Consider the following 26,219-nt stretch of genomic DNA (forward strand, 5'->3'; position numbering starts at 1 on the left):
CATCAATCACCACTGATCTATTAAAAGTAACGGAGTGAGTTTGGTTTTAACAGGCAGGTCTGCCAACTTCATCAGTTTTTCATTCACGGCACGCACAAACCACTTATCAAGCCCGCTGGAAAAATAATTCTTGACAGACATACTATGTCACACATAGTATATAAGTAACTGAGTTTTCTCTGAATCCCATTCGTGGAAGGAAGCAATCATGCGCATCGAACGCGAACTGATGCGGGGTGCCGGTCCGGTGGCGGTTTTGAAGCTGCTGGAAGAGGGCCCGAAATATGGTTACGAACTCGTGGAAGCGCTGTCCGAACAGACGGGCGGCATTCTCGACATGGGGCAGTCCACGCTCTATCCGCTGCTTTATAATTTGCAGTCACAGGGACTGATCCGTCCCAGCTGGCAGGAATCGGAGAGCGGCCGCAAACGCAAATATTATTCGCTCACCGCGAAAGGTAAAAAACGACTGGCCAGCGACACGGCGCAGTGGGGCGCCGTCACCAGCGCCATGCAGAGCCTGGGCATCCTCTCCGGCACACAGCCCAAGTTACGGGGAGGGGAAGCATGAACGTCGCCTCCGCTTCACTATCCAGATGGAAACAGATTCTGCACACACCGCTTTCTCATCTGCTCCGCGGACGAATCACGGGTCCTCAAGAGCCACTGGAACAACTCGATACGAGTGCCCTGCCTGAAAGTCTGGTCGAGGCAATCCGGGAAATTGCAGATCGTCTGGACGGTCGCCTGCGCTGGACCGTTGCGATCCGTCTGGCGAAGTCCTGCAGTAGTCTGTTACGCGAAGGTTGTGCGGCACCTCAACTGGTAGAGCAGCTGAGTGAACCGGAAAGCATCGCCGCTTTGATCCGTGCGACACGCAGGACCGACTGGATATTAAACGCCCCGTTGCCCGCTCATTTATGGCCCACCGTCGAACGGATTGTCGTCAATCAGCATGTGAAAGCACGCGCTGCCCGCCAGATGCTGAACCGCGTCTGTCAGACTCTGCAGTGGCAGCTGGACGGCGGGCGCACGCCTGAAGAGATTGTCACCCAATGTGGTGACGCTGCTGCTTTAAGCGGTCTGGTTTACGAAACACAATCGCTGGGAGAACTGCTGGATTATCAGCTGTCCGAACCCTTAATGGCGGTTGTGCTGGATGTCGTACAGAAATCCCGGCTCTGGCCTGCGGAAAAACGGGATGTGGCCAGGGAACTTTGTGCTCACTTTGCCGACGGAATCGAGAAGGGAGAAAGTGAAACAGCGCTGATCGAATCGTTCGGTTCCCCCAAAACCGCCGCGAAGCTCATCCGCCGCGCGCGTCTGCGGAATCGCCCGTTCCGCTGGCGCGCCCGCCGTCACGCCACGCAGGCACTGGGAATACTGTTGATCCTCATTCTGGTTCCCTGGTCCGTAGTGACCGTTCGATTAATGGTCGCACGACCCACAATCAAGTTTGATATGGTTCAGCAACTGGATGAGCAGAGCCGCACGATTCCCAGGGAGGAGCGCGCCTGGCCTCTCTACCTGCAGGGGCTCTCAATGTTGACAAAAGTGGACCGCATCAACTCGGCAAAACTCGATCTTGCCGGGATGACTGATGGACCTGCCGGCAAAAACTGGCCTGATATGAAAAAGTATCTGAAATCACATTCTGAGCAGATCGATATGTATCTTCAAGCAGCCAGCCGCCCCGCACTCGGATTTATCAATCGACCCCAGGCCAATGATCTCAATGAATATCGGGACTTAAACAGACCATACGAAGCGAATCCGGCTGGTAATACAGACTTCAACATTTATCTGCCGCAAGCTGATGCACTGAGAAGTAACGTCTTCTCCCTGTTGACCGGCGGCATTCATCTGGCAGCGGAAGAGGGGAATGCGGAACGCTGTCTGCAACTGTTGCTGGCGCGTATCAATGTGGTTAAACATTACCGTCAGTCGGGCCCCTGGGCCATCATCCAGAGTACTGCAAATGGAGAGGCAGGTCGTAGCGCACAACTGGCAGCAGAGATCGTAGAGACATATCCAGATCTGTTTAATAATCGACAGTTGAAGGTTCTCTTTCAAAAAGTGCAACAAATGCCGATGCCACCACTCAATATCAGTGAAACCCGAGAACAGGATGTTCAGAATCTGCTACAGCATGCCTACACAGACGATGGTAATGATCAAGGCCGATTTACGATACATGGCTTCCAGAGTTTGCAGACACTGGCAGAGGGTTCCATTCATGATCGTAATCTGTTGCTCTCCACGATTCCGTCTCTGGTCAGGCAGGATCCAAAAGAACCAGAGCGAAACAGTTGGATCCCGTTTCAGGTCCAGTCAGGTTTCCTGGCGATGCAGATTGCAGATCGCAAAGAGATGCGTCGTGAGCTGCTGTATTTAAACGAGCTTTTGAGTGAGGCGATTACCAATGCAACGCCAGAGGCAGAAGATGCTTACAATAAAGAGTATCATCGCCTGATGGATTCCCCTGAGTTGCGGCTCAAATATCTCCCTGCCTTATTGTTGATGTCTCCATTCGAGTCCTACACTTTCATGAATTTACACAAGGATTCGATAACCCAGCGTGCGGCAGCATTGACGATTCTGGCAGCCCAAATGTATCGCCGGGAGCACGGTCGGTTTCCGAAAAGACTGCAGGAGCTCGTTCCCGCGTATTTCTCCGAAATTCCCGTCGATCCACAGACGGGTAAACCGTTAAGTTATCAGCTCAAGGACGGACGTCCTGAAGTTACTGCAGCAGAGCAAGCCGGATCAGCAGAGGAATGAGTAAATCTGCAGTAGAGAATACTCAGTTTGTCAGGCGGAGTCGCTGGATTTATTCTGTTCAATTACCTGTCGCACTTTGACGGCCAGCTGATGACGGCTGAATGGCTTTTGCAGAAAGATGATCCCGTCTTTGAGTACACCATGATCGGCGATGATATTCACCGTATAGCCGGAGATGTATAAGACTTTCAGTTCGGGACGAATGCTCTTCAGAGTGTTAAACAAATCTTTCCCGTTCATTTCCGGCATGACCACATCTGAGATCAACAGATCAATCGTTCCCTGAAAATCCTGTGCAGCCTGTATCGCTTCGCGAGGGTTGGTCGCCGTCAAAACCTGGTAACCCAGCGATGCCAGAATATCTCGAGTGGTGCGCGCCAGCATCGCTTCATCATCGATCAGCAGGATGACTTCGTTTTGGCCCGGAGGTGTTTCAAATGTTTCCTTAATGACTTTTGTTTTCTCCCCCGCGGCCTGCCGAGGCAGAGAGATTTCAAATCGCGAACCACTTCCGACTTCACTGCTGACCTGAATCAAACCTTTGTTCTGTTTCACAATCCCATAAATGGTTGCCAGTCCCAGGCCAGTTCCTTTTCCCGCTCTTTTGGTAGTAAAAAAAGGTTCGAAAATATTCTTCAAGGTCTCCTGGTCGATGCCACTACCACTATCGCTGACCGCCAGTTGCACATACTTGCCGGGAAGATAACCCGGATGCTCCCGGCAGAACGCTTCATCAAATTCAATGTTACGTGTCTCCAGCGTGATTTTCCCGATGCCGGAGATTGCGTCACTGGCATTCACGCACAGGTTGGCCAGGATCTGATCGATTTGCGAGGGATCCATTTTGACCAGTCCCAGGGAAGCACCCGGCAACCAGACAAATTCGATTCCCTCACCAATCAGCCGGCGCAACATCTTGATCATGTCTTCGATCGTCTCATTCAGATCAAGCAGTCTGGGCTCAATCACCTGGCGACTGGCAAAGGCCAGTAATTGTTCCGTCAGTTCCGCAGAACGTTCGGCGGCACTGCGAATTTCCACGAGATGGTCGTACAGGGGATGTTTCGCATCAATGTCCAGCAGCCCCAGGCCGACATGGCCTAAAATGACATTCAGCATATTATTGAAATCATGGGCCACACCACCGGCCAGTCTGCCAACCGATTCCATTTTCTGAGATGCAGCGAACTGTTCCAGCAGTTTCCGGTTTTCTTCTTCCAGTAATTTTCGCTCAGTGATATCTTCAGTCAGCATCACGATGCCGCCAATGGTACCCGGCGATTCATGCCAGGGCTGGATCACCCAGCGCAGCCACTGCAGTGAACCATCCGCGCGAATGAAACATTCTTCGTTACGTAAAACAGAACCAGCCAATGCCCGCTGATGCGCGGTTTTCCAGTGCTCCGGGATTTCAGGGAAGACTTCATAATGCGAACGACCGAGCAGGATCTCACCGTCCAGACCGTAATCCTGCAACCAGCGCTGGCTCGTCGCCAGATAACGGAGTTGCTGATCGAATAAGGCGATCGCGATGGGAGCGTTTTCAATGAAGGTGTGTAACACATGCTCACTGATCCCGAGTTTGGGATGAGAACTCTGCTCAACAGATTTTGTATGCAGCTGATACAGGGCTCCGATGATGTTCCCGTTTTCCTCCCTTACCGGTAAGATCCGTCCCGTAACTAAATGCTCTGCAGCATGGCTTTCTTTCAGAAAAGTCCTGTCCGGGATATTCACTGACAGGCCAGACTGGAAGACCGGTTCCAGCAGAAGGCTGTGATCAAGCGTCTGAGACTTACAGGAAAACTCCAGGATCTCAGAAACAGCTTTGCCCTGTGCGTCACTCTGTTTCCAGCCTGTCAGCTGTTCGGCGGCGGAGTTCAAGAGCATGACCTGCTTTTGAAGACTGGCTACAATTAATGTGTCAGTCAGGTTCTGCAATGCCGCTGCATACCAGTCTGTACCATGTTGGTCCATATAAAAGATTCCGGCTTAGATGAGTATCTGCAGCTGCAGATATTTCAGGAAATCCGGACCGAGTCTCTCCTTTGGAAAAGATCATGTGAACTCAAGCCCGCAATGGTCATTATATAACGGTATTTCCCGGTAAAAGCATTAAAAAATGGGAATCGCTTTCAGAATAGAAGTAATTAAGTCAAGCACAAATTTCTCAGCGGGGCTGAACAGGTACTCGATTCATGTTGATTGTGAACCGGACGATTGTGTACTAAGATGAGCGAAATCTTTATGAACACCAGAATCCATTCAGGAGCAGATTGATCCATGATCACCGTTGGCATGAATTATCACGTTATCGCAGGGAAACAGGAATCATTTGAAGAAAAATTCGCCAGCGTGCTTGCTGCTTTGAATGAAGCGGAAGGGCACGACAATTCTCACCTGTGGAAAGATGTTGCCGACGATGCCTCGTACATGATCACCAGCGAATGGTCGGACGAGCAGGCCTTCAAAGACTTCATCCAGAGTGATGCCTTCCGCGCTGTCACCAACTGGGGCAAAGAAGAAATCCTCTCCGATCGTCCACGGCACAAGATTTACAAGCACTAAATCAAAGTGGGCCGCAGTCACTCATTGAGTTGGATTTCGATCTCACCCAGGTCTTTCTGCTCACCAGGTTGCAGTATAAACTCGTGCGTGATTTCAGGATGCCCGTCGACAATCTCCACGTGTCGGTAAGGGGCACCAGGAATCAGCGCAGGAAAAAACAGTTTTCCCTGCGCATTGGTGGTGGATGTGGTCGGTGATTGATAATTCAAGCGGTCAATATTAGCGACGAACGCTTCGTCAGCCAGTTTTTCTCCCCGTCGAACCGCCTGCAGATCATATTGAGGTTTGCCCGGCGTGACGACCAGTCGCAATCCCCCCAGCATCTCATCAGCAATCGGTTTTCCTTTTTGATCCACGTATCTTGCGGTGGCAGCGCCACACGGTTTCAGCACAATCCGAGGAGCCAGATTCTTCGTACTGATGAGCGCTGCAGCGCCCAGCCGATGCTCTGGGTCGAGAAAATAGACCGGGTATTCTTCGCCCTCGCGTAGCCCCTTCAATTCGAATGTCCCGTTCTTCGCTTTGTCCGAATCACCGCGCCACCAGTCGGGCGAAGTGGATGAGACCTTCAGACGCGAAAGTACCAGCGCATGCGGCACGGGTTTACCGGATGGATCGATCAGTGTACCAGCGACCGTAGCTCCGGGTTGCAAATCAATCTGCAAGGGCTCTAAGGCTTTTCCCGTCACGGGATGGATCCGCTGAAAGGCGTGTGCATAAATCCGCGCGCCCCCTGGCTTTCTCTCGTGTAATTCTCTCGTCCCCTGTTCCTGCAGAATATACTTTCGATCAGCAGCATGTACGAGCAGGGTTCCCGGCCCCGGCAAAACGGGAATCTGAAACTTGCCTGCTTTGTCCGTTTTCTGAATGCTTTGCCAGCCGGCAATGATGTCTTCCCGATCCCGCTTGTTATTGCCGCTCTCCGGGTAGTACTGGACCGCTGCCCCCTCTAACGGCTGGCCGGTCTTTGCATCGCGGACAAAGCCTTCTGCCAGCACGACCTTGTCGAGTTTAATCTCAATCTTTTTCGAAGTTTCAGGAGTCCAGCGCAGGTCTTTCACTTCCCGTGTAAGATAGGGAGTGCCTTGTGGCGGATAGGCGATGATTCCGAACCGGACCCCTGGTCGGGGGTTCAAACGAAAATTTCCCGCAGCGTCGGTCTTGCCTTCAATCGAAACCATCGACCCATGCTTTTCCTGCTGGCTGGCCCAAATTTTGATTCGCGTGTTAGCTGCCGGCTTCCCTGTATCACCCAGCAGAACACGACCTGAAAACCATTGTGCCGGTGCGAGAGGAATCGTCAACGTCTCTCCCGGCTTGATATTTCGGATAATGTCACGATACGTTCCGTCGTGTTTGCTGCGTTCTTCCGGTTGACCCGAATTGATGATCACCCATTGCGGTGCGAATTGTTCCGAGCCGGTAATTTTCAGGGTGACGCCTCTTCGCAGATCAAACATGTTCAGCAACAGTTTGCCCTGGTCATCAGTTTTGCAGGGACTGAAGTGCAGCATGGAATCAGGACCCACGTTCATTATTTTCTGAGGGCGTTTGACTGGCTTATCTGCAGTCTGTAACGGTTGAATGGCGGCGCTGGGAGTCGCCGAGATTTTAAAGTTGAGCAGTTGCGTTTCCAGCGATAAATTTTTCGCAGACCGTCCTTCCGCATCGACGAACTGGATGATGCCGTTTAATGGTACTGGAAGTTTCAAATCGACCGTCATGAGATCACCTTGCCATTTTTTGGCCCGCGAGAACAATCCGGAGTGCTCGGTCCTGACGTGGAGTCTCATCTGACTGTACGATTTCGGCTCATCCATTGTCAGCGTCAGTTCGTAGTGACCTGACTGGTCTGCCACTCCTTCTGCCAGCATTTTTCGATCGGGTTTTGTCTCATCCACAGGTTTCAACCCGATGACTTCGACGTGTGCCCCTGCCGCCGGTTTGCCTTCGTGGGTGGTGATCGTGCCACGCACCGTAATGCCTTTCTCTACAGGTTCGGCCTTTTTAGAATCCTCGGTTTGTGCAACTGCCGACGTGAAGGTTCCCGCCGCGATACCGACAGTCATACAGAATGAGAGCGCGAGCAGACACAGCAGCTTCTTTCTCGTGAGCCTGGTTAAACGACTTCGCTTCCGGTCCAGCAGACCCGCGATTCGATGTTCAAGCTTCCAGCGCGAGGTAAACAGACCAATCGCACCTGGTAACAGCCGTTCGTTCTGAATCAGGCTGGCAAATGTCAACAAGTTCTGACTGTACGATTTTGCGTCCGTTTCCTCCAGCACGTAATTATCGCAGACTTCTTCCCGTGCCTGTGCCAGTTGTCGGTTCAAGATTTTTACAAGCGGATGCAACCAGAACAGTGCTGACACCAGGTTTTGAATCAGCAGAATCACCTGATCGCGGCGGACACTGTGCGCGATTTCGTGAATGAAAATATCCCGCAATGCCTCGGGAGCAATCTGGCTCGCAAGCTGTTCCGGGAAAATGACGCGCGGCCTGAACAGACCGGCGGAAACAGGCCCTGAGACATGCACTGATAAAACCAGTTCCGGCAGTCTTTTTTGTGGAAACAGTCGCCCCGCTTCTGCAAAGGACTCTGCCAGAGAAGAATGACGGTTGGCTTTCGCAGTACGTAAAATGATGGTGAGTTGGTACCAGCCCGTGAGCTGTCTGATCAGCGCGATCACAGTACCCGCAATCCAGACAAACAGAAAGATTTGCAATGTAAGGCGGAATGTCTGAACCGCCCCTGTTTCTGTTGTGGGAACCTCACTCGCGACGAGTGTATATTGTTTCGGTCCCCTTGATAATTCCAGCACCGAGCCGGAATGCAGTTTCCGTTTGAGCATCCCCGGTTCTGTCGGATCAGGCAATGCAGACCGGGCAAAGTGTTGTCGTTCTCGATTCCCGGCGGAGGACATCAAAGGCAGTGCATCGACTTCGACAGGAACATATCTGACTTCGGAGCTCGGGCGGCTCGCTGCATCCTCTGTTTCGAGCGAAAAGGTCAACAGGCTGTTTCCGGAAGACTGTATGACCAGTGTGATCACCGGACTCAGCATGATCAGGATGAGTGCCGTACACAACAGACCGTAGCGAACAGTCGGGTTGCGGCGCAGAAAGGCAGCCAGTACCAGAAACAGGGCCGTCACAAACGTGACCTGCAGCAGTACATTCACGCTCCCCAGCAGGAGCAGATCACCGGGTTTCCAGAAATCAAACGCGTTCATCGAGCTTACCTCTGTCGTTTGGGTTTTTGCTTTGGCTCTGTTTCCGCAGCTTCAATCATCGCACGGATGCGTTCGGCTTCGTCGGCAGACAGGCCCCGGTATTCCAATAGCGCGGTCACCATTTCTTCGGGAGAACCGGCAAACAGACGATCCACCATCTGAGAAACTTTGGCGCCCAGCGAGAGCGTACGGGGGCGATTCGCTGAATAGACGAACGTCCGACCCTGTTCGCGGTGTTTAAGCCAGCCCTTTTCCTCCAACCGCACGAGCATTGTCTGCACCGTGTTGCGGGCCAGGGGACGATGGGTCGACAATGCTTCCCGCACTTCGCTCACCGTCACTTCTTCGCGTTGCCACACGATTTCCATCATCTCGCGCTGAATTTCCGTCAGCGGCGTGGTATCTGCTTTCGCCATGTCAAACTCCTGTCTGCGTTGTGCCTACGTTATGTAGGTAATTAATACCTACGCATTGTAGGTATGTCAACAGGGATTTTTCAAATCAGCAAATCTCTTCGAACGCAGGCACGGAAGCGGGCAGCTCACTCGTATCGTGATAGCCGCAGTATGCGAAAGCATCGCCGTGCGCGTCGATGCACGTTTTGAGCCGCGCCAGTGATGTGAGTCGTTCTGCATTATCGGTCGCGCGAAACGCAGCCAGCTCGCCAATCGGATGCCGCGGGTCAGTCAGTTCTCCCCGCAGATAATAGGCGTCCCCCACATGCAGGAACCAGTCCCCCTCCGTCTCTACCGCCACGCCGCAGTGGCCGCCGGTATGACCGAACAGGGGAATCAGCCGCACATCGATGTTCACGGCAGTATCGACGCAGCGGGACGGCATTCCGAACCAGTCGGCGTCGTTGATGTCGTAAGTCACCCATTGCGGGCGATGCGAAAACTGCGCGCTGCGATAGCGGGGATCGTCGGTTTCCAGCTGCAGTTTCTCTTCTGCAGACAGATGCACGCGCGCGTCCGGAAAATCAGCGAGACCTCCCACATGATCGGGATCGCCGTGCGTGAGAATGATGTCGGTCACATCCGCGGCGGTATAACCCAGCTCCTGAATCTGTGCGAGCGCGGTTACCGATTCAATAAACTGAAAGCCGGCGGCCTGCATCGCTTCTGTACCGACCCGCTCTTCCGGCGACGCGATATCCTGCATGCCGATCCCCGTGTCAACCAGCATCAGCCCGGCTTCGCTGCGTATGATCAGACAGTGACAGCAGGCCGGCGGAAACGGAGGTGCGTGTAACCAGCCAAAATTCGCATGCAGCAGTTCGGTTTTCATCACGCTGACTCTCCACTCTTTTTGATGCAGTACCCGCCAGACTCGATCTCTTCAATGCCCAGAAAATTCAAATAACGGGCTTCGTCAAACTCATCATACCGTTCAAAATACCGCGTGTGAATCGGTAACGCACCCAGATCGGCGCGAAGAACTTTATGCGTCTCGAAGATGGATTGAAACAGCCAGTTCATCACGCGGCTGTTCAAGATCTGGCATAGTTGCTGGCCGGTGATCGGAAATTCCGGTTCCGTTACCAGCATATTCACACTGTTCAGAAAATAAGACTGCGCTGTGTCATAATGAAAAACCAGACGCGACGAGATAAAGCGATAGATCAGTTTTTCCGGTGCCTGATACAGTTCCCGGGGCGCCACCTGATGATAGAGTGAGAAGTCCGCAGGAAGATACGTGGAGGGTTCCCGCAGAGACCCCGGCTGCAGATCGGCGCCTTTATACACGGGCAGATAACCGGCTTGAGGTGACGCGACACAGTACTTTTTATTATTCCCGGTGACGATTCCCAGTCCAAACCGCGCGTGATTAGACAGTTTCAGATGATCCAGTGCATACAGATGCGCGATCGTCGCTGCTTCTTCCGGTGCACAGGAGAAATTCAGAATCGATTTCGGATTCTGTTGAAACGAACTCGGCGTACGGACTGTGGTTTCCGTCAAACCTTCGCAGCAGATCGGTTCATTCCGGTTCGCCTGGTTCTGCAGGACAATCCCTTTCGCCTTGGTCACCAGACCGGGAAACGGTTTGCCAAAATCCATCAGCGCTTTGATATCCAGCGCCAATGCCCGATCACGCACATCGGTAAACGCAGCGACATTAAAGAACGCATCGGGCAGCAGGAAACCCAGATAACCTGTCGGCTGTAACCGCGACAGCGCCGCATGAAAAAACAGCGAACAGGTATCGCGACTGTTTCCCGCAGCGAATGGAACGGCATACGACTGCTTCTGCGCTTTATTCAGCTTCTTGCCCCAGGGAGGATTCGTGAAAATGACATCAAACGGAGGTTGTCCGGCCTGCAGACTGGTTTCCAGAAAATCAGCACACTGAATATTTGGTGAATCAAAGCCGGTCCGTTCAAACAGACGACGCCTGGTGATCGCAACCGCCACCGGATCGATGTCAAAACCAAAAATATTTTCCGCTGTAAAACCCTGTTCGAGCGCTGCGAGAATAAAGTTGCCGGAACCGCAACAGGGATCACAAAACGTCAACCCCTCCCGGTCTTCAGGCAGATGCGCGAAGAAACGTTCGATAATCCAGTCCTGTGTATAATAAATGCCTTCCTGATTGCGATACGTGTTCGACAGGGATGCCTGATACTGATCGCCGATCTGATCGCCGTCAAATTCCTTCTCTGACAAAATCTGTCGATACCGGAGGGAAAGCGCACCGTGGTCGTGGCTGTCCTTCTGTGATTTATTGGCACGGGCAACCAGCTTCTCCTGGCCGGCGACATGTTCAATGAACTCATGGAATGAATCGCGCGTGATACTCCCTCGCTCGGTCGAGACCAGATAACCAGCCTTGATCCAGTTTCGCACCGATGCTGTCGAAACACCCAGCGAATCCGCGGCGTCTGCAATCGTCAGCGAAAGTACAGCAAGTTCATCCGTAGCCACGTAGTGCCTCATTCTACCAGAGAGCCTGCCTGGGTCGTTCACGAAATCAGCATCGATTTTAGTGAACTCAAGTGAATAAGAAAACAGGGTTTGAACGGTTTAATAGGAATGAGGATCTCGCTTCGGTAATTCTTTCCGATATTCATCGCGATACAGGCCAATCTTATCGAAGGGAATCGCTTCAAACGACGCCTTTGCTTTCAGCAGACTTGGGTCCTGCTGCAATTTCAGCTGTCCACTAATGTCAACAGACATGCCCAGTGGAATGGGTTTGCTTTGAGAACCACTCAAATTGGTGAAACCTTTCAGGTCTTTCGTCATCGCAATGCCGTTTTTCGCGCCTGTTGTATTCACGGCGAGATTGTGTTCGATTTCGAATTTGTCGAGCAGCTTCTTCACATTGCCATCCATGTGACAGACCTCTTTGCTGCAGTCTACAAACACGTTCCGTCGGATCGGGTTATACAAAGGCTCCCGCGGCGAGTCGGCCATGATCTTCGCCAGACGCGGATACTCTGTGCTCCACGGCGGCTGTTTGTAGTTCATGGCTTCGGCCTTCTCTTCCAGATTCCAGCCTGACGATTTGGGATCATTCCACTGCTTCCAGGTCATGCCCCGCGAATCGACGTGCAGTCCGATCGGGCAGTCGATCACCAGGTTATTGAGAATCGGGTTATCGCGTCCGCCCCCGATCATGATGGCCCGCCCCGTACGATAGAAGACGTTCCCTTCGATCGTGTCGCCGCTGTCGCAGTCATCCAGGTAGACGCCCATCGTATTCACATGCTCTGCATCCCCGCCTCCCAGGTTGTGGATGAGATTGTGACGCAATATGTTTCCCTGGGTCGTCCAGTCACGACCGGTATAGAACGCACCCGAATCGCCGGTCTCCATCACCACGCGGTAGATCTCATTACGCTCAAACAGATTTTCATTCCCGCCATACAGAATCGCATTATGTGGCGCGTCGTGAATACAGTTGTTCTGCACAATCTGTCCGCAACCCCCCGCGTAGATGCCCGGAGCATACGTCCGCTGAAACAGACCATAATCGTGAATGTGATTATTAATCGCCCGGTTCCCGGCCCGTTTCAGTTGTTTCCGATCGCCGCCATTCAGTGTGATGCCCCGCGTTCCCAGGTGATACAGATCACAACTGCGAATCGTATTCTGTGTGCCCGACACCGAGATGCCGCCGCTCGCCAGGTTCGCCACGACGCAGCCCGCCAGTTCAACGCCCTCGGCATTTTTCAGCGAGACCCCTTCCGAATGACCATATTCAAAATTCAGATTTTCGAACCGGATGTGTTTTGTGCCCCGCACCTGCATCAGAGGTTGTGTTAACGTCGCCAGCACAATCTCAGCGTAGTCCAGCTTTCCCTGCGGGTACAGATACAGCTGCTTGTTCACACGATCCAGATACCATTCCCCCGGCGCGTCGAGTTCTTCCAGCACGTTCAGCGCGAAGAACCGGCGTGCTTTTGCACCCCAGGTGCCCCCCATGATGCCGTAACTGTGTGGCGCCGCCAGCCTGATGATTTTCTGCTGCGGATCGTAGTCGGCGATGCGAATGACTTCGTCACTCCAGTCGTGCGTCCAGTACCCCAGTAGCCACACACCCTCATCCAGCTTCCAGCGGGCAGGGCGCAGATCATCAAACACAAACGCACCGGGATGCGATTTCTGCTTCGCCGGATCTTTCGCTTTGGGGTCGGGCAGCCCTTTATCGATGACTTTCGTAAACGAAGCCCAGCCCTCATCTGCAGCATCTGCGTTCGGCCAGCGGGCGAGTGTCATCGGTCGATGATTCACATACAGCCACGGCCCGACAGGCACGCCCCGATAAGAGGCTTTGAACTCGGCAAAAGGTTCCTTGACCACCGTCGACAGATCACAGACCAGGACTTTGTTGCGGACTTCTTCAGGCAGCCGTTTCAGGATTGCCGTATCCGTGACAGGCTGAAATGCGCCGGCATCCAGAGTTTGACCTCCCTGAATTCGCACGCTCCCCGGTTTCGTCGCCCGATAAACCACGGGATTCTCTTTCGTGCCGCTATCATTTTTATCAAACATCAGCGACATGCGCAAAGAATACACGCCCGGCTCAATATGCACCGTCACCTTGTCTTCCGGTTTTAACTTCCCGTTTTGCCGCGCTTTGCGAATCTGATCCCGCGCGTCCAGAATCGACGAAAAGGGTTTCGTTTTGCTTCCATTCCCATCAGTCGCATTGGCTTTGACATACAGATTCAAATCTGCGTTCACGGAACTTGTAAGACTGACAGCAAGAACACAGGTCAAAACAGCAAGAAAGTATTTCATAATCGTCACTCGGCAGGAAGTAGAATCCAGTAGCAGTGAAACAGTATGCTCACGTTACACCTTCGACTATATGAGGCAAACCGGGAACCGTCAAACGACATTACTCAGACCCGCCTCTTGTTCCCGCGTTTCTGACAGCATTATTTCTGCGGTGCATCATAGTTCAGGATATGTGAAATGTGGGTTTTCTCTCCCGGAGTGATTTTTCTGACATCGTAGTAGATCACACACCGCCCCGATTTTTTGATTTTACCCATGGCCAACTTGGCGACTGATCCCGTAACGCCATCAGCTTCAGTCAGGTTCCCTTTCCATTGGACGCCGTTCCAGGCGCCGAGTGCGGTGCTTTCCGGCGCATTGATGATCGAGCGTTCTGTCAGGGTACCAAACGGGCTTTGAACCTGATCCTGTTTCAAGTCAATCACGATACCGGTGAAGTCGGACAGTTCTGTTCCGCCATCCAACTCAAAAACATCTTCCTCTTTCTGCGTGATGATCAGGGGTGCTTCCTTCATTTTCCGCATCGTCGTTTTCTGAGAAAGTTTGAGAAATTCTTCGTATTCTTCTTTTGAAATCCCCATCCGCTCATCGTGAGGCAGTGGTTCGCCGGGTTTTTTGTTTTTACTGTGTTCCAGAAACCAGTCAGGATTTTTGGCGAGTGCCTGTTTGAATTTCCGTCCAATTTCTTCCGCTCTTTTCGGCACAGCCAACCCCATCACATCAACGGTGAGCGTTCCCGGCACAATTAAATCATGTGGATCAATGACCGCTGGGGAGGACACCGATTCTATTGCGGAAGCCTCTGGTTTCTCCAGGGAGGGTGCGGGTTCAGCCTGTTCTGCATCGCTACAGCTACAACAGAAAATAACACTGCATGTTAATATCGTAAATCGGTTCAAAACACATTCTCCTGGGTGAGTTGTTAAAATTCGAAAGGCTTTCGCTTCAATAAACCCAGACATTTCAACTCGCCTGTTGACACGCTGTTTCCGTCTGGTACGATTTTCTTAACTTCCTTTAATTGTGGATTCAGGAATGCCTCTGTCTTCGAGCGTGAACTGCTTCAGAGATGACTCCTGCCTGAGACGTCCTGCCAGCAAAAGATACTTTAACAAGGAACCCACCCGATGAGAATCTCCCGCGTCTGTCGTTTGCTGCTCTGTTGTCTGTCTCTTGTTCTTACATGGGAAATCAGCAACCCGTCTCATGCCTCAGATCCGCCGCAGCAGGGGACCGCGAAACAGATTGATCTGGGCGGCGATGTTTCTCTGGAAGTCCTGTATATTCCGCCGGGCAAATTCATGATGGGTAGTACACCCGAAGAAAAAGCCTGGGCGACCGGCATTGAAGGGGGTGCGACGCCGGGTACCGAACGGGAATCGTATGAAGGCGAACAGCCGCGACCGATGCAGGTCAAAGACGGTTTCTGGATGGGCCGTACCGAAGTCAGCGTGGGGCAGTTCAAACGTTTCATCGAGGAGAGCGGCTACGTCACCGACGCCGAGCAACCCGACGGCGAGACGCAGGTCTTCGATCCCGAATGGAAGATCACCGCCAAAGCACCCCCGCATCCCTGGATCTCCATGAAAGGCAAAAGCTGGCGCGATCCGAATTTTGGTTTCCCGCTGCGGAACTCGTATCCCGTGGTCTGTGTCAGTTGGAATGACGGCCGCGCCTTCTGTAAATGGCTCACGGAACGCGAACGCAAAGCGGGACGGCTGCCGGACGGACTGGAATACCGTCTGCCCACCGAAGCCGAATGGGCTTACGCGTGTCGGGGAGGCAGCAAAGAGAGCCACTACTTCTGGTGGGGCAACGATCTCCGCGACGGCGAAGGCCGCTTGAATATTTCCGCCGTCGACTTTCTGCCCGGCCGCAACAAAATCTGGCCACTGGCGAATGCGCCCTGGAGCGATGGCTTTGCCTTCGTCTCCCCCGTCGATCAGTACGGCGAAAAAGGTCGCAACGGTTTCGGACTGGCCGACATGTGTGGCGGCGTCTGGGAGATCGTCCTCGACGACTTCGATCCCAAAGGGGGACACGAAGAACTGTATGTCGTCGAACAGAACCCGCGTCCCGTCTGTCGGGGCGGCAACTACTTCGACGTCCCCGGCAATGCCCGCTGCGCCGTCCGCCTAGGGTTACAGGGCCCGGCCTACTCCGATTCCCGCGACGGCTTTCGCATCTGCCTGGGTGTGCCTCGCAGGTGAGACAGCGGATTTGTTAATAGCCGTGATTTTATTTCTGTTCGCTCTTTTCACATCGTTCCAGAAACGCTTTGAGTCTTTTTGTGGAACTGTGTTTCGGATCACCGTCTTCCAGGTAGGGCATTAACCGATCACGGGTCCGGCACAGTTCCGCAGACATCTCCAGTTCCCGGGTGATGCGAGTCAGCAGCAGTTCCTCGGCGGCAGGCCATATCGTCTGCTGCGGGTCATCAAGTAATTTCAAGATGGTCTGATCGATTTCGGGTGAAGAAAAATGGACTTTGCGCAATGTCACCAGCGCATATGCCCGCACCGAGTTATTTTGATCCTGTTCCGCCATTTGACAGAGTGTTGCGACCAGAGGCTGACTTTCATTTTGATGATAGTCGAAAAAATCACCCGCTACGAAAACCGTGATGGTTCTGATTTGCGGGTCCTCGTGCTGCAGATACTCCTGCAGCACCGGGATCACTGACGGGTCGGACATCTGAATCGTGGTGCGGGCAAAACGACGCAACTGGAGTTCCAGCTCCCAGCGCAGAAGCCAGCCTTTCGGCACATACAGCCAGAACACAATCAAGAGCAGCGGCGCGCCGAAGAACATCAGGAGACAACCCAGACCGGAACGATTATAGCGCAGCTGAAATCGTGGCAACGTCATCTTGCCACCTCCCGCAGTTCCAGTTCATCGGTTGCCAGATCGAGTATCGCGACGGTAAATACCTTCGCCCGGAAGAGTGCCCCCGGATTGATGCGGCGGGTGGCTCCTGCACGAAAATCATGACTCTGATGCGAATGCCCGGTCAGCAGGTAGTCCGGCTCTGCTTCCAGCAGCGGCTTCAGATCACGGCTAATATGACCATGCACGACGGCAATCCGTTTCCCGGCCAGCGTCACTTCCCCACCCCAGCCCAGGCAGTGCGCACCATGCTGGTCCGCCGCCCGTTCCAGAATGCGCACCATGTCAGCATCATGGTTCCCCAGCGAAAAATAAAAGGGGAGCACCGCACAAGTCGCAACGATTTCTTCACTCGCCAGATCGCCACAGTGAAACAGCGCCTGGGCACCTGCCTCACGCAACAGGTCCACAGCTCGTTCTGTCCGTTCCCGGTGATTGTGTGAGTCTGACAGAATTCCGATTCGCACAGTTTCTCCCAATTCTAGAGGAATGCCCTGATTTTCATTCTATGTGCGTGGCTTCAGAAAACAATCTGCTCTGCTCATCTTCCGCTGTTCCCATGCAGACCACCGTCTGTGACACCAACTGCCGGAATCGAGATGGATTTGAAATATTACCTTAAATTGCTGATAATAAGTAAAATAAACTTTACATGTAGTAATGCAAGCATTACATTGTATGTGTGGTCAGTGAATGTAAAAGATCTTTTTTCAACGGAGGCTTTACGATGTCCGCGACGCAAAAACATGCCTGGTTCAATATCGCAGTCATTGGGGGAACTTTGTTATTGGTTGCCTGCCTGTATCCATTTCTGGGCTGGTCAGCAAATGGGGCACTGGGACTGGCGGGGTTGCTTGGTTTGGGTCCTGTATTCTATCGCAAGAGCGCCAGCGAAGTGGTCACGGATGAGCGGGATATTCTGATACAACGACGTGCCACGCTACTGGGTTATACCGCGTTCTGGCTCGTATTTGTTCTGGTCGCCGCTCTACTCTCCCCACTCGTCTATGGGCAGGAAGGAAACATCCCCGTCATCGTCGTACAGTTGAGCGTCTTCTATGCGATGGTGTTATTTGTGGGAGTGACCTCACTGGCAACTTTGATTCAGAACGCGCGAGGATAACAGATGGCCGCCCGAGAACGTGCCGAGCTTACCAATCAGATCCGTCGCTTTCGCTTTGAACACGACGAGATGACGCAACAGATGCTGGCAAGTCATGTCGGCGTCACCCGGCAGACGATCATCGCACTCGAATCGGGAAAGTACTCGCCTTCGCTGGCTCTCGCGTTACGGATCGCCAGAACATTTGATGTCCCCGTTGAGGAGATATTTCAACTGACTGACGAATCGTAACAGCCAGCCGCTCATTCATTGCGAAACCGCAGCGAATACAGGTCGGCGTCTTTCAGTACAAAACGGACCCGCACCGGTTTCCCCGCCAGTTGGCTCAGATCGCTTTTGCCTTTCCAGGTCGCCGTGTGTGCCAGTTCGTCGCCGTAAAATTCTTCGCTCTCTTTCAATGTGAAGCCGGGAATCGGCGTTCCACTTTCATCCAGCAGTTCATACTGCACGCTGCCCGCTGCGGAGGTCGCGAGGTTGAGTTCCAGTTCGACCGGCGTATCCCCTTGGGACTTGTCGAACGTAATCAACCGTGTCGTCATTTCACCGCCGGTATACGGGGCATTGATCGAAACAAAACCGTCCTGCCTGAGTGTAAACCGCCTTAATCGGCAGGGCCCGACGTAGTAGTTCTCAATTGCATACAATGAAAGTTCGGGCACATGGCCGGGCAGCGGGCTGGGTGTGGTGGTGATGCCCCAGGCGATGTGATTGTTTCGCTGCCACCAGCGTTCCTGGTTCTGTCCCGGTCGCAGGAAGGCTTCGTCCCAGCGTTTCCAGGTGTTCCCGTCGCGACTCGTCATCAGCACGCCATCGCTGACGCCGGGATGATTATTTTTCGGGTCCGGATGCCAGGCCGCTTTTCGACTGGGAACGAAGCGTTTGGGAAACGCCAGAAACAGATGCGGGGCCCGCGGGTAGGCGATCGTTGCGTTCGTATAAAGGTGTTGAGGCGGCGAATCTTTGATGTCGATCAGTGTAGGCGGCGTCCATTTGAGAAAATCATCCGAAGTACACGTCATGATGGCCCGCACTTTATTCGAAAACGCACGATGAAAATCGACATAGCGGCCGCGATGCTCGTCCCAGAACGCCAGGTTCTGCGAATCGAAGGCTCCTTTGGTGATCACCGGTTTGTCGTGCATCAACTGCCAGTGAATGCCGTCAGGTGAGGCGAACGCGTAGAGCCCGCCCTTGCCGCGACCCAGGGCTTTGAACTTTTCGTCCGCTTTACAGGCCGGGTTCGTATCCACGAACGGCGAGAAATTATGCGCACCGATGCCCGACCAGACGATGTTATTCTGTTTCGAGCCGTTGAACTCGAACAGCCCGAGGTCTGGTTTGGTCCAGTGAATCGCATCATCACTCTCGGCGTAGCAGACCACTTCGGCATGTCCGCGTTTGCGTTGTTCCCAGTCATAATGCGACCCGCGATAGTACATGCGATACTTGTCGCCATCTTTGAGGATGCGCACGTAATAGCTGGTATTGCCTTCCGCGGGCCCGTCATAGGTAATCGCGATATCCTGGGGTTGCGGATGATGCAGTTCCTGCCGCGCGTTGTCCAGACTGTGAATCATCCAGTCATCCACAAACAGCTCCCGCCGCGCCCCGATATGCTCTGGCTCTTCCGCAGCCACCGGCACAGCAGACCACAACAACAGACAGCACAAAACCAGAGACCACAACCTCAGACAACTTCGCATCACAGGCTCCTCAAAATAACAGACGGCCAGAAACAACGCTCCCTATATGAAACGGTTCCTTCCAGTCTGACAGAGCCGGCACTGGTTTTCAAATGGAATAAACGAACTCGCCTATTTCTCATTGAGGTTCGTTAGACTTTTTCTTGGGAGCCACAGGTGGGGGACCATAATACAATGGCTCGACAGGACCGGTTGGTTTTCCTGCATCGTCGGACACATAAGAGACACCTTTGATTGTGTCAACGATCATCATGCCATCTGAAAATGGAACAACTAAATCAGCGGGTTTGACTTTTCCTTGTTCAATGCGTGTGATCTTTATTTCCAGGGTAGAGATACTTTGAGGTAAAGATGAGGTCATCGTATCCTCCCGAATTTCTACTGGCATCCAGACATCTTCTACAAGCTTGCTTTTGGATACCGTAAATCGCTCGATGCGATAGCTTGGCTTTCGCTCCAAGCCGGGGAATTCTCTCCAGCGTGATTCACCCCGGATGGGAAGAAAACCCCGCTCCGGGTCAAGAATCATTTTTCGGCTTCCATATGGTTTGTTAGTCCAGTAAGGCTGGTACTTTACAGTAAGTTGTACTTTTCCACTGTCCACGGGTGCCCGGATTTCAAAACTCGCTTTGCGATCAATCATATCCTGAAACAGGTATTCGGATTTGTCAGGATATTCACCGCGTAACCAGTAGATATAATGATTGTCACTGATAACGCGATCATGTACTCTATCAATCCTGCCAAAAGAGTGTGTTTTATTAATAATTGTTCCACGTGTGATGCGCTGTTGAGCGTCATAACTGTCAGAAACCCATTGATTTGCTTCTTCTTCATCAGGGCGAAACATATCTGAGTCGATCCGGTATGAGTCTTCGAGCAACCAGTGTCGACATCTTCTGAAGGGAGTCTTTGTACGCAATTTTCCAGGCTGTTCATTCTTGTTTTCATAGATCAGCCCGGTCAGGTCGACTTCATAATAGAGATTCTTTGCATGCTCCAGTCGACGTGCAAACGCTTTGAGGATCAACGCTTTCTGTTCAGCCGGTTTCAGTTCGCTGAATTCTTTGATGTCTATTGTGATCGGTTGTGGCTCTTCCGCAACTGCTGATACCGCGGAGAACAGACAACACAATGTCAGGCAACGCAACCTCAGACAACTTTTCATCACAGACTCCTCTTGAACCAATCGGACAGAATCAGCGTTCCCTGTATGAAACGGTTCCTTCCAGTTTGACAGAGCCGGCACTGGTTTTCAAATGGATTGTAGCTGGAACAGGAAATTGTCTATCAGGATATAGGCCAGTGTTTCTCGAACAGTAGTTGCAGCAGGGGGTCCTGATAATCCGCGGGGCACCAGTCTGCCGGCGGGTTCATTTCTTCCAGATCACTCCAGACTTGTGTTCTGAACTGTTGCCAGTCCTCAAATTCCCAGTTCTGATGGGTTACGACGCTCGGAAATTCCCAACGGGATTGGACATCGATGCGGCGCTCGCGAATTTTCTTCCCGGTATTCCAGCCGGAAGACATGTGCTGGCAGAAACTGCGGGCCAGAGATTCACAAACCGCTTCACGCAATTGACCTGCTGCGTGCGCATCGAGGTAAAACGTTTGAATGAGATGCTGCAGGCAGATTTCTTTGGCTGCATCACCCTCCGCTGTTTTTCGAATTGTACCCAGCAGTTTTCCGAACGATTCCCCTTTCCGCAGCATGACGAACTGAAACACATCGTTCTCACCCTGTGTCCCAATGATCGACCGCAGCCGCTCTGGCCAGCCTGCACTCCATACAGAAGTATTCATCTTGATCTCTCACTCCTGGTTAATGTCAATCTGGCTTTGAATGTATGGATCAATGCATCCTGTTTTCCCAGCTGAAAACACCTCCTTCCGGCAGCGAATCTACCCTCGAAAGGCGCAGTATGTAAAGCTCTTGGGCGCGGTGGTGCATCCGGATTTCGGTCTCTGTTAAATCGGTTCATCGAAGGCCTTCGCAATGGAACTGGCCAACTGTTCGAGGGAATAAAATTTCGTGGCGACATCGCGGATGTGGGCGACGGTGGCGGATTTGATGAACATCATTTTGGCCAGATGACGTGAGTCGTTCTGCGTGCTCTCCACACGGTGTTTGCGGCGTTTGACATACAGTGACAGTGCATGTTCTATAAACTCGTTGTTCGTCCGCGAGAGTTCATCCGCAAGCACGGCGGCGGACTCCATTGCCATCGACGCGCCAATGCCCGCGGTCGGCAGGAAACCGGCGGCAGCATCGCCCAGCAGCACCACACGGCCGCGCGCCCATTCTCGGGAGCGGACGTCGGAGAGTTTCCAGAAAAACAGGTCTTCGCTGTCATCGGGCAGCGCGGCCAGGCAGGTGTCAGTCAGTTCCCCCATGCCGCCAAACTGCGCGCGGATGCGGTCTCTTCGACCCGGGCTCTGTTCGCCGAACTCCCCGGCCACCGGTGCGCCGGCATACACGCCGGCTCCGTCTCTGGTCGGGTAGATGCCGAAGAAACGGCCCGCGCCCCAGTGTTCGATGAACGTTTCCCGTGGCAGCTGCGCGGGATCGACCCACCAGACCCAGCCTCCCCAGTGCGTGTGATAATAAGGCTGTTCGCCGAACACCTGCTGGCGAACTTTGGAATGCAGGCCGTCCGCGCCTACCACCAGGTCGAAGGTTTCAATCTTACCATCACTGAACTGAACGGCAACTTCGTCTCCCGTTTGACTTATCGATTGAAAAGTTGTGTTGAACCGCAGGTCGACGCCGTCGAGTGCAGAATGCAGCAGCTTCACCAGTTGCGGACGCGTGCAGCTTAGATTGGGTCCAAAACGATCCGCGATGGGCGCCATCGACCAGTGCTTGACGAGTTCGCCGTGATTGTCGCGGACTTCGTAATCTTTGCACTCCACACAGTCGGCGGCGAATTTTTCGTACAGACCCAGTCCATGCAGCACCCGATAACCGAGGGGCCAGAGCCCCAGCATGTAACCCGCGTGATCGAAGTTGGCCGCCCTTTCAATCAGCGTCGGCTGCAGACCCCGCTGTTTGAGTAACGCGGCCAGAGTCATGCCACCAATGCCGGCGCCGATAATCAAAATCCGCATATCACCTTCTCACCTTAAAAGGGGCCCATGATCCAGTTTGCGCATTTGTGTACTGTAGCAGACCGGCGCCTTCCCGTGCGAGAAAAATCGGGAAAATGACCCCGTAAAGTCGCCATGATCAACGGGTTCACTCTATTCTTCTGTGATCAAATCGGAAGGGACAAACATTGTGAGCGCGCCGACTGCGGTTATCAAAGACGGATGGGACCACTTTCTTTATGAAATATACCGAGAAGCTTCACGACTTATTCATCACAAATTTAACAAAGCAGGAAACCTGAAGAGAGTGCGAAATTCTTCTCTGTGCTGCTGTTTCCCGAGGGTTTGAGGAGTGATACACTCGAGAGCAGAGCTTTGTAGAAATGATGAAACTGTAACGCAGGCTGCAAAGCCATACGATTCCGAACAGGTCGACTTTGACACTGACTGATTCCGCAGCAGGAACGATTACGCATGAAAAACCTGAGAGCCATTCTATTGTTTATTACGTGTTGTCTGGCAGTCTGTCAGGTGGAACAACGGATGCAGGCAGCCGACTGGCCCGCATACCGGGCCGACGCGCAGCGGAGCGGGTTCACAACCGACGACCTGCCTGGAGAACTGGCGCTGCAGTGGCGTATTCAGAATTCGCATGCCATTCAGTCCGCCTGGCCTCGCAGTACGCGATTGACTTATGACCGTGTGAATCATTGTGTCATCGCCGATGATCGGGTTTTCTTTGGCGACAGTGCGACCGGAAAAATTCAGGCGGTCGACCTGCAGACCGGAAAACCAGTGTGGGAATATTTTACCGAAGGTCCCGTGCGTTTTGCCCCCACGGTCTGGCAGGATCAACTGCTGGTGACCAGTGATGACGGTTTTCTTTATGCTTTGAGTCTTGCAGAGGGAAGCCTGTTGTGGAAACATCGGGGCGGCCCGCGTGCGGAGATGGTCGTGGGCAACGAACGTGTGATCTCCAAATGGCCGGCCCGTGGCGCGGCAGTCGTCGTCGATGATACCGTGTACTATGCTGCGGGAATCTGGCCCAGCGATGGTATCTTTCTGCACGCTTTGAACGCGAAAACGGGAAAGCCGGTCTGGTCGAACACGGATTCAGGCCAGATTTATATGCCGCAACCACACGGGGGCGCCGATGCCAACAGCGGCATCTCGGCTCAAGGGTATCTGGCCGTGGCCGGAGATCATCTGCTGGTGCCCGCTGGTCGTGCCGTGCCTGCGTCGATGAATCGCCTGAACGGTCAGTTCGAATATTTTCACCTGCAGAAAAACCGGGCACAGGGGGGCGGCGATACGATTGTGGCCGGCGATCTGTTTCTGAACAGCGGCGTGGTATTTAAAGCAGCCGACGGGGAAGCCATCGCCAAGTCAACACCTGGTCCCACAGTGGCGACACCAGATGGCCTGGTACAGGCGAGCCGGGGAAGCATTTCACGCTATCAATGGATCGACACGGAAAGCCCGGACCGCAAAGGCAAGCTGGTGCGAGGAAAAGCCTTAAAACAGATCTGGACCGTGAAGCAGACACAGCCCAGTGCCGCTCTGATTATCGCGGGTGATAAAATTGTATCCGGAGCAAACGGACTGGTTGAGACCATTGATCTGGAAAACGGTAAGCCACTGTGGTCCACGCCGGTGAAGGGAACCGCTTACGGACTGGCGGCCAGCAACGCACGACTGCTGGTCAGCACCGATCACGGAACGGTCTATGCATTTGGTGATAAAACGGCGGTACCCGCTACGGGTAACGACGAACAAGTAGTGAAGTCTCCATACCCCACTGATTCTGCAGCTGCCCGGGCGGCCGCTGAAATCATCAAACGAACCGGCATTGAGAAAGGTTATTGTTTTGATGTAGGCTGTGGTGATGGCGCCTTAGCGTATGAACTGGCGACCCGCACGCAGTTGCGGATTATCGCCATTGAAGCTGACCCGGAGCTGGTCGCGCTGGCACGGCAGAAGCTGACGGCGGCAGGCGTGTATGGATCGTGCGTCACAGTGCTGCAGCGGTCGCTGGATCAAACCAATACGCCGAATAAAGTCGCCAACCTGGTCGTCTCCGGGAGATCCCTTTCAGAGGACCCCGCCACACTTTCCCAGCAGGAACTCAAACGCTTGCAGCGCCCTTATGGCGGCGTGATCTGTCTGGGGAAACCGGGCGCATTGAAAATCGAGAAGCGGGGCGCGATTGCAGGTGCCGGCGAATGGACGCATCAGTACGCGGACGCTGCCAACACGCTATGCAGTAACGATAAACTGGTTAACGGCCAGCTAAGCATGTTGTGGTATCGGGATTTCGATTTCGTCATTCCTTCGCGGCACGGACGCGGTCCTGCCCCTTTGTACTCAAAAGGGCGTCTGTTTCATGAGGGTAATCATGGTCTGCTGGCAGTCGATGCGTATAACGGTCATGAACTGTGGCGATTTAAAATCGAGGGCGTGCTGGCCGCCTACGATGGGGATGAATTGATGGGCGCTTCGGGAACAGGCAGCAATTATTGCCTGGGAGGTGATTCCGTATTTATCCGCCACGAAGAACACTGTTATCAACTGGATGCTGCGACGGGAGAACTGCTGCATACATTCGATGTCCCTCCCTCCGAAGATTCCAAAGCAGAGAAAACGAAACAACCATGGGGATATATTGCCTGGCACGACGGTATGTTAATTGGCACCGCCGCAGATCCGAATCATGTGGTCGCTTTTCGCTATCGTGCGACGACCGGAGATATGACGAAACAGTTGACCGAATCAACGCGGCTGTTCGCCTTTGATACCAAAACCCGGAAACTGAAATGGCAATACGAGCCGAAAGATTCGATTCGACACAACGCGATTGCGATTGCCAACGAGAAACTCTATCTCATTGATCGTCCGCTGGCCGATTTTGATCGCACGAAAGAGACGCGCAATAAACCGATTCCTAAAACTGCTAAACATGCCACCGGTCAACTGTTATGCCTGAGCATCCATGATGGCTATGTCTTGTGGAAAAACAAGGAAGACATCTATGGCACGATGATCGCCGTCAGTGCCGAAAACGATGCCCTGCTGATGAGCTATCAGCCAACGAGTTTCAAACTCTCCTCTGAAAAGGGGGGCCGGTTGAGTGTCTTCAACAGCACGACGGGAGAAAAAACCTGGGAGGCGAAAGCCAACTACAGATCGCGGCCGCTGATTAACGGAAAAACCGTGTATGCCCAGGGCGGCGCCTGGAATCTGAAATCGGGCAAGCCTCAGCCTTTCAACTTCAAACGTTCTTACGGCTGTGGCATTCTTGCCAGTTGCGAAAACATGATGTTCTTCCGGTCGGCGACGCTGGGGTATTTCGACTTCAATAAAAATGACAGCATCGAAAACTACGGAGGCGTCCGGCCCGGCTGCTGGATCAATGCGATCCCTGCCGGTGGTCTGGTCCTCGTCCCCGATGCCTCCGCCGCCTGCAGTTGCAGTTATCTGAATAAGTCCTGGTTCGCGCTGGAAACACAGACGGCGAAATAGTTTTTCGAAACAGAGCAGGAATTCTCCACCGCCGGAGACTTCTCGCGAGAACAGGTTCGCTTTTTAAACGCAG

Annotated in this window: 20 protein-coding genes; 7 read left to right on the forward strand and 13 right to left on the reverse strand. The window is 53.2% G+C overall.

The annotated features are described in order from the left end of the window. The first annotated feature begins 208 nt into the window (after nt 1-208). Nucleotides 209-571, forward strand: a complete 363-nt coding sequence (locus GmarT_RS00170) for a PadR family transcriptional regulator (RefSeq protein ID WP_002644890.1) — start codon at nt 209-211, stop codon at nt 569-571. Continuing rightward, complete coding sequence (locus GmarT_RS00175) at nt 568-2,781, forward strand: HAAS signaling domain-containing protein (RefSeq protein ID WP_002644889.1); 2,214 nt, start codon at nt 568-570, stop codon at nt 2,779-2,781. The genes GmarT_RS00170 and GmarT_RS00175 overlap by 4 nt, the downstream gene beginning before the upstream one ends. Nucleotides 2,782-2,811: 30 nt before the next feature. On the opposite strand, the gene GmarT_RS00180 is transcribed toward GmarT_RS00175, so the two are convergent. Then, a complete protein-coding gene (locus GmarT_RS00180) occupies nt 2,812-4,758 on the reverse strand; it encodes a hybrid sensor histidine kinase/response regulator (RefSeq protein ID WP_002644888.1) in 1,947 nt (648 codons plus the stop codon). A gap of 306 nt (nt 4,759-5,064) precedes the next feature. On the opposite strand from GmarT_RS00180, the gene GmarT_RS00185 reads away from it, so the two are divergent. Further along, complete coding sequence (locus tag GmarT_RS00185) at nt 5,065-5,349, forward strand: antibiotic biosynthesis monooxygenase family protein (protein ID WP_002644887.1); 285 nt, start codon at nt 5,065-5,067, stop codon at nt 5,347-5,349. A gap of 17 nt (nt 5,350-5,366) precedes the next feature. Here the strand turns inward: GmarT_RS00185 and GmarT_RS00190 are convergent, their stop codons facing one another. The 6 genes from GmarT_RS00190 to GmarT_RS00215 form a co-directional block, all read right to left on the reverse strand. After that, the gene (locus GmarT_RS00190) at nt 5,367-8,582 is read right to left on the reverse strand and encodes a M56 family metallopeptidase (protein WP_002644886.1); all 3,216 of its coding nucleotides are present in this window, start codon (nt 8,580-8,582) and stop codon (nt 5,367-5,369) included. A gap of 5 nt (nt 8,583-8,587) precedes the next feature. Beyond that, nucleotides 8,588-8,998 carry a BlaI/MecI/CopY family transcriptional regulator gene (locus GmarT_RS00195; protein WP_002644885.1) on the reverse strand — a complete coding sequence of 137 codons (411 nt, stop codon included), beginning with the start codon at nt 8,996-8,998 and terminating at the stop codon, nt 8,588-8,590. An 85-nt stretch (nt 8,999-9,083) separates the two neighbouring features. Next, nucleotides 9,084-9,869: an MBL fold metallo-hydrolase gene (locus tag GmarT_RS00200; protein WP_002644884.1), complete on the reverse strand. Its 786-nt coding sequence runs from the start codon at nt 9,867-9,869 to the stop codon at nt 9,084-9,086. Further along, nucleotides 9,869-11,506 carry a TaqI-like C-terminal specificity domain-containing protein gene (locus tag GmarT_RS00205; RefSeq protein WP_052301226.1) on the reverse strand — a complete coding sequence of 546 codons (1,638 nt, stop codon included), beginning with the start codon at nt 11,504-11,506 and terminating at the stop codon, nt 9,869-9,871. The genes GmarT_RS00200 and GmarT_RS00205 overlap by 1 nt, the downstream gene beginning before the upstream one ends. A gap of 99 nt (nt 11,507-11,605) precedes the next feature. After that, nucleotides 11,606-13,828, reverse strand: a complete 2,223-nt coding sequence (locus GmarT_RS00210) for a right-handed parallel beta-helix repeat-containing protein (RefSeq protein WP_002644882.1) — start codon at nt 13,826-13,828, stop codon at nt 11,606-11,608. Nucleotides 13,829-13,968: 140 nt separating this feature from the next. Then, nucleotides 13,969-14,610: a hypothetical protein gene (locus GmarT_RS00215; RefSeq protein WP_002644881.1), complete on the reverse strand. Its 642-nt coding sequence runs from the start codon at nt 14,608-14,610 to the stop codon at nt 13,969-13,971. Between the two features lie 345 nt (nt 14,611-14,955). On the opposite strand from GmarT_RS00215, the gene GmarT_RS00220 reads away from it, so the two are divergent. Beyond that, a complete protein-coding gene (locus GmarT_RS00220; protein ID WP_002644880.1) occupies nt 14,956-16,038 on the forward strand; it encodes a formylglycine-generating enzyme family protein in 1,083 nt (360 codons plus the stop codon). Between the two features lie 28 nt (nt 16,039-16,066). Here the strand turns inward: GmarT_RS00220 and GmarT_RS00225 are convergent, their stop codons facing one another. Together GmarT_RS00225 and GmarT_RS00230 are read right to left on the reverse strand one after the other, a co-directional pair. Beyond that, nucleotides 16,067-16,696, reverse strand: coding sequence for a HEAT repeat domain-containing protein (locus GmarT_RS00225; RefSeq protein WP_002644879.1), 630 nt, complete (start codon nt 16,694-16,696; stop codon nt 16,067-16,069). Beyond that, on the reverse strand, nt 16,693-17,181 hold the full coding sequence (locus tag GmarT_RS00230; protein ID WP_044236855.1) for a metallophosphoesterase family protein: 489 nt from the start codon (nt 17,179-17,181) through the stop codon (nt 16,693-16,695). The genes GmarT_RS00225 and GmarT_RS00230 overlap by 4 nt, the downstream gene beginning before the upstream one ends. Nucleotides 17,182-17,441: 260 nt before the next feature. Here GmarT_RS00230 and GmarT_RS00235 point away from each other — a divergent pair, with 260 nt between their 5' ends. Together GmarT_RS00235 and GmarT_RS00240 are read left to right on the forward strand one after the other, a co-directional pair. Continuing rightward, nucleotides 17,442-17,837, forward strand: coding sequence for a DUF2178 domain-containing protein (locus GmarT_RS00235; RefSeq protein WP_002644877.1), 396 nt, complete (start codon nt 17,442-17,444; stop codon nt 17,835-17,837). A 3-nt stretch (nt 17,838-17,840) separates the two neighbouring features. Next, entirely contained in the window at nt 17,841-18,068 is a 228-nt protein-coding gene (locus GmarT_RS00240) for a helix-turn-helix transcriptional regulator (protein WP_002644876.1), read from the forward strand. 11 nt (nt 18,069-18,079) lie between these two features. Here GmarT_RS00240 and GmarT_RS00245 read toward each other — a convergent pair whose 3' ends face one another. The 4 genes from GmarT_RS00245 to GmarT_RS00260 all read right to left on the reverse strand — a co-directional run bounded on the left by GmarT_RS00245 (nt 18,080) and on the right by GmarT_RS00260 (nt 22,648). Next, a complete protein-coding gene (locus tag GmarT_RS00245; RefSeq protein WP_063825422.1) occupies nt 18,080-19,540 on the reverse strand; it encodes a hypothetical protein in 1,461 nt (486 codons plus the stop codon). 118 nt (nt 19,541-19,658) lie between these two features. Next, the gene (locus GmarT_RS00250) at nt 19,659-20,708 is read right to left on the reverse strand and encodes a hypothetical protein (protein ID WP_149302373.1); all 1,050 of its coding nucleotides are present in this window, start codon (nt 20,706-20,708) and stop codon (nt 19,659-19,661) included. Nucleotides 20,709-20,830: 122 nt separating this feature from the next. Beyond that, the gene (locus GmarT_RS00255; protein WP_002644873.1) at nt 20,831-21,343 is read right to left on the reverse strand and encodes a hypothetical protein; all 513 of its coding nucleotides are present in this window, start codon (nt 21,341-21,343) and stop codon (nt 20,831-20,833) included. 165 nt (nt 21,344-21,508) lie between these two features. Beyond that, nucleotides 21,509-22,648, reverse strand: coding sequence for an FAD-dependent monooxygenase (locus GmarT_RS00260; protein ID WP_002644872.1), 1,140 nt, complete (start codon nt 22,646-22,648; stop codon nt 21,509-21,511). A 453-nt stretch (nt 22,649-23,101) separates the two neighbouring features. On the opposite strand from GmarT_RS00260, the gene GmarT_RS00265 reads away from it, so the two are divergent. Continuing rightward, entirely contained in the window at nt 23,102-26,146 is a 3,045-nt protein-coding gene (locus tag GmarT_RS00265) for an outer membrane protein assembly factor BamB family protein (RefSeq protein WP_149302374.1), read from the forward strand. Nucleotides 26,147-26,219: the final 73 nt, after the last annotated feature.

Source organism: Gimesia maris, from assembly GCF_008298035.1.
GTDB classification, from domain to species: domain Bacteria; phylum Planctomycetota; class Planctomycetia; order Planctomycetales; family Planctomycetaceae; genus Gimesia; species Gimesia maris.

Coding starts and splice junctions, on each gene's coding strand:
- GmarT_RS00245 (WP_063825422.1), bottom strand. CDS start 19,540: ATGCGAAGTTGTCTGAGGTTGTGGTCTCTGGTTTTGTGCTGTCTGTTG.
- GmarT_RS00200 (WP_002644884.1), bottom strand. CDS start 9,869: ATGAAAACCGAACTGCTGCATGCGAATTTTGGCTGGTTACACGCACCT.
- GmarT_RS00240 (WP_002644876.1), top strand. CDS start 17,841: ATGGCCGCCCGAGAACGTGCCGAGCTTACCAATCAGATCCGTCGCTTT.
- GmarT_RS00190 (WP_002644886.1), bottom strand. CDS start 8,582: ATGAACGCGTTTGATTTCTGGAAACCCGGTGATCTGCTCCTGCTGGGG.
- GmarT_RS00180 (WP_002644888.1), bottom strand. CDS start 4,758: ATGGACCAACATGGTACAGACTGGTATGCAGCGGCATTGCAGAACCTG.
- GmarT_RS00170 (WP_002644890.1), top strand. CDS start 209: ATGCGCATCGAACGCGAACTGATGCGGGGTGCCGGTCCGGTGGCGGTT.
- GmarT_RS00255 (WP_002644873.1), bottom strand. CDS start 21,343: ATGAATACTTCTGTATGGAGTGCAGGCTGGCCAGAGCGGCTGCGGTCG.
- GmarT_RS00250 (WP_149302373.1), bottom strand. CDS start 20,708: ATGAAAAGTTGTCTGAGGTTGCGTTGCCTGACATTGTGTTGTCTGTTC.
- GmarT_RS00210 (WP_002644882.1), bottom strand. CDS start 13,828: ATGAAATACTTTCTTGCTGTTTTGACCTGTGTTCTTGCTGTCAGTCTT.
- GmarT_RS00220 (WP_002644880.1), top strand. CDS start 14,956: ATGAGAATCTCCCGCGTCTGTCGTTTGCTGCTCTGTTGTCTGTCTCTT.
- GmarT_RS00265 (WP_149302374.1), top strand. CDS start 23,102: ATGAAAAACCTGAGAGCCATTCTATTGTTTATTACGTGTTGTCTGGCA.
- GmarT_RS00260 (WP_002644872.1), bottom strand. CDS start 22,648: ATGCGGATTTTGATTATCGGCGCCGGCATTGGTGGCATGACTCTGGCC.
- GmarT_RS00175 (WP_002644889.1), top strand. CDS start 568: ATGAACGTCGCCTCCGCTTCACTATCCAGATGGAAACAGATTCTGCAC.
- GmarT_RS00235 (WP_002644877.1), top strand. CDS start 17,442: ATGTCCGCGACGCAAAAACATGCCTGGTTCAATATCGCAGTCATTGGG.
- GmarT_RS00185 (WP_002644887.1), top strand. CDS start 5,065: ATGATCACCGTTGGCATGAATTATCACGTTATCGCAGGGAAACAGGAA.
- GmarT_RS00225 (WP_002644879.1), bottom strand. CDS start 16,696: ATGACGTTGCCACGATTTCAGCTGCGCTATAATCGTTCCGGTCTGGGT.
- GmarT_RS00195 (WP_002644885.1), bottom strand. CDS start 8,998: ATGGCGAAAGCAGATACCACGCCGCTGACGGAAATTCAGCGCGAGATG.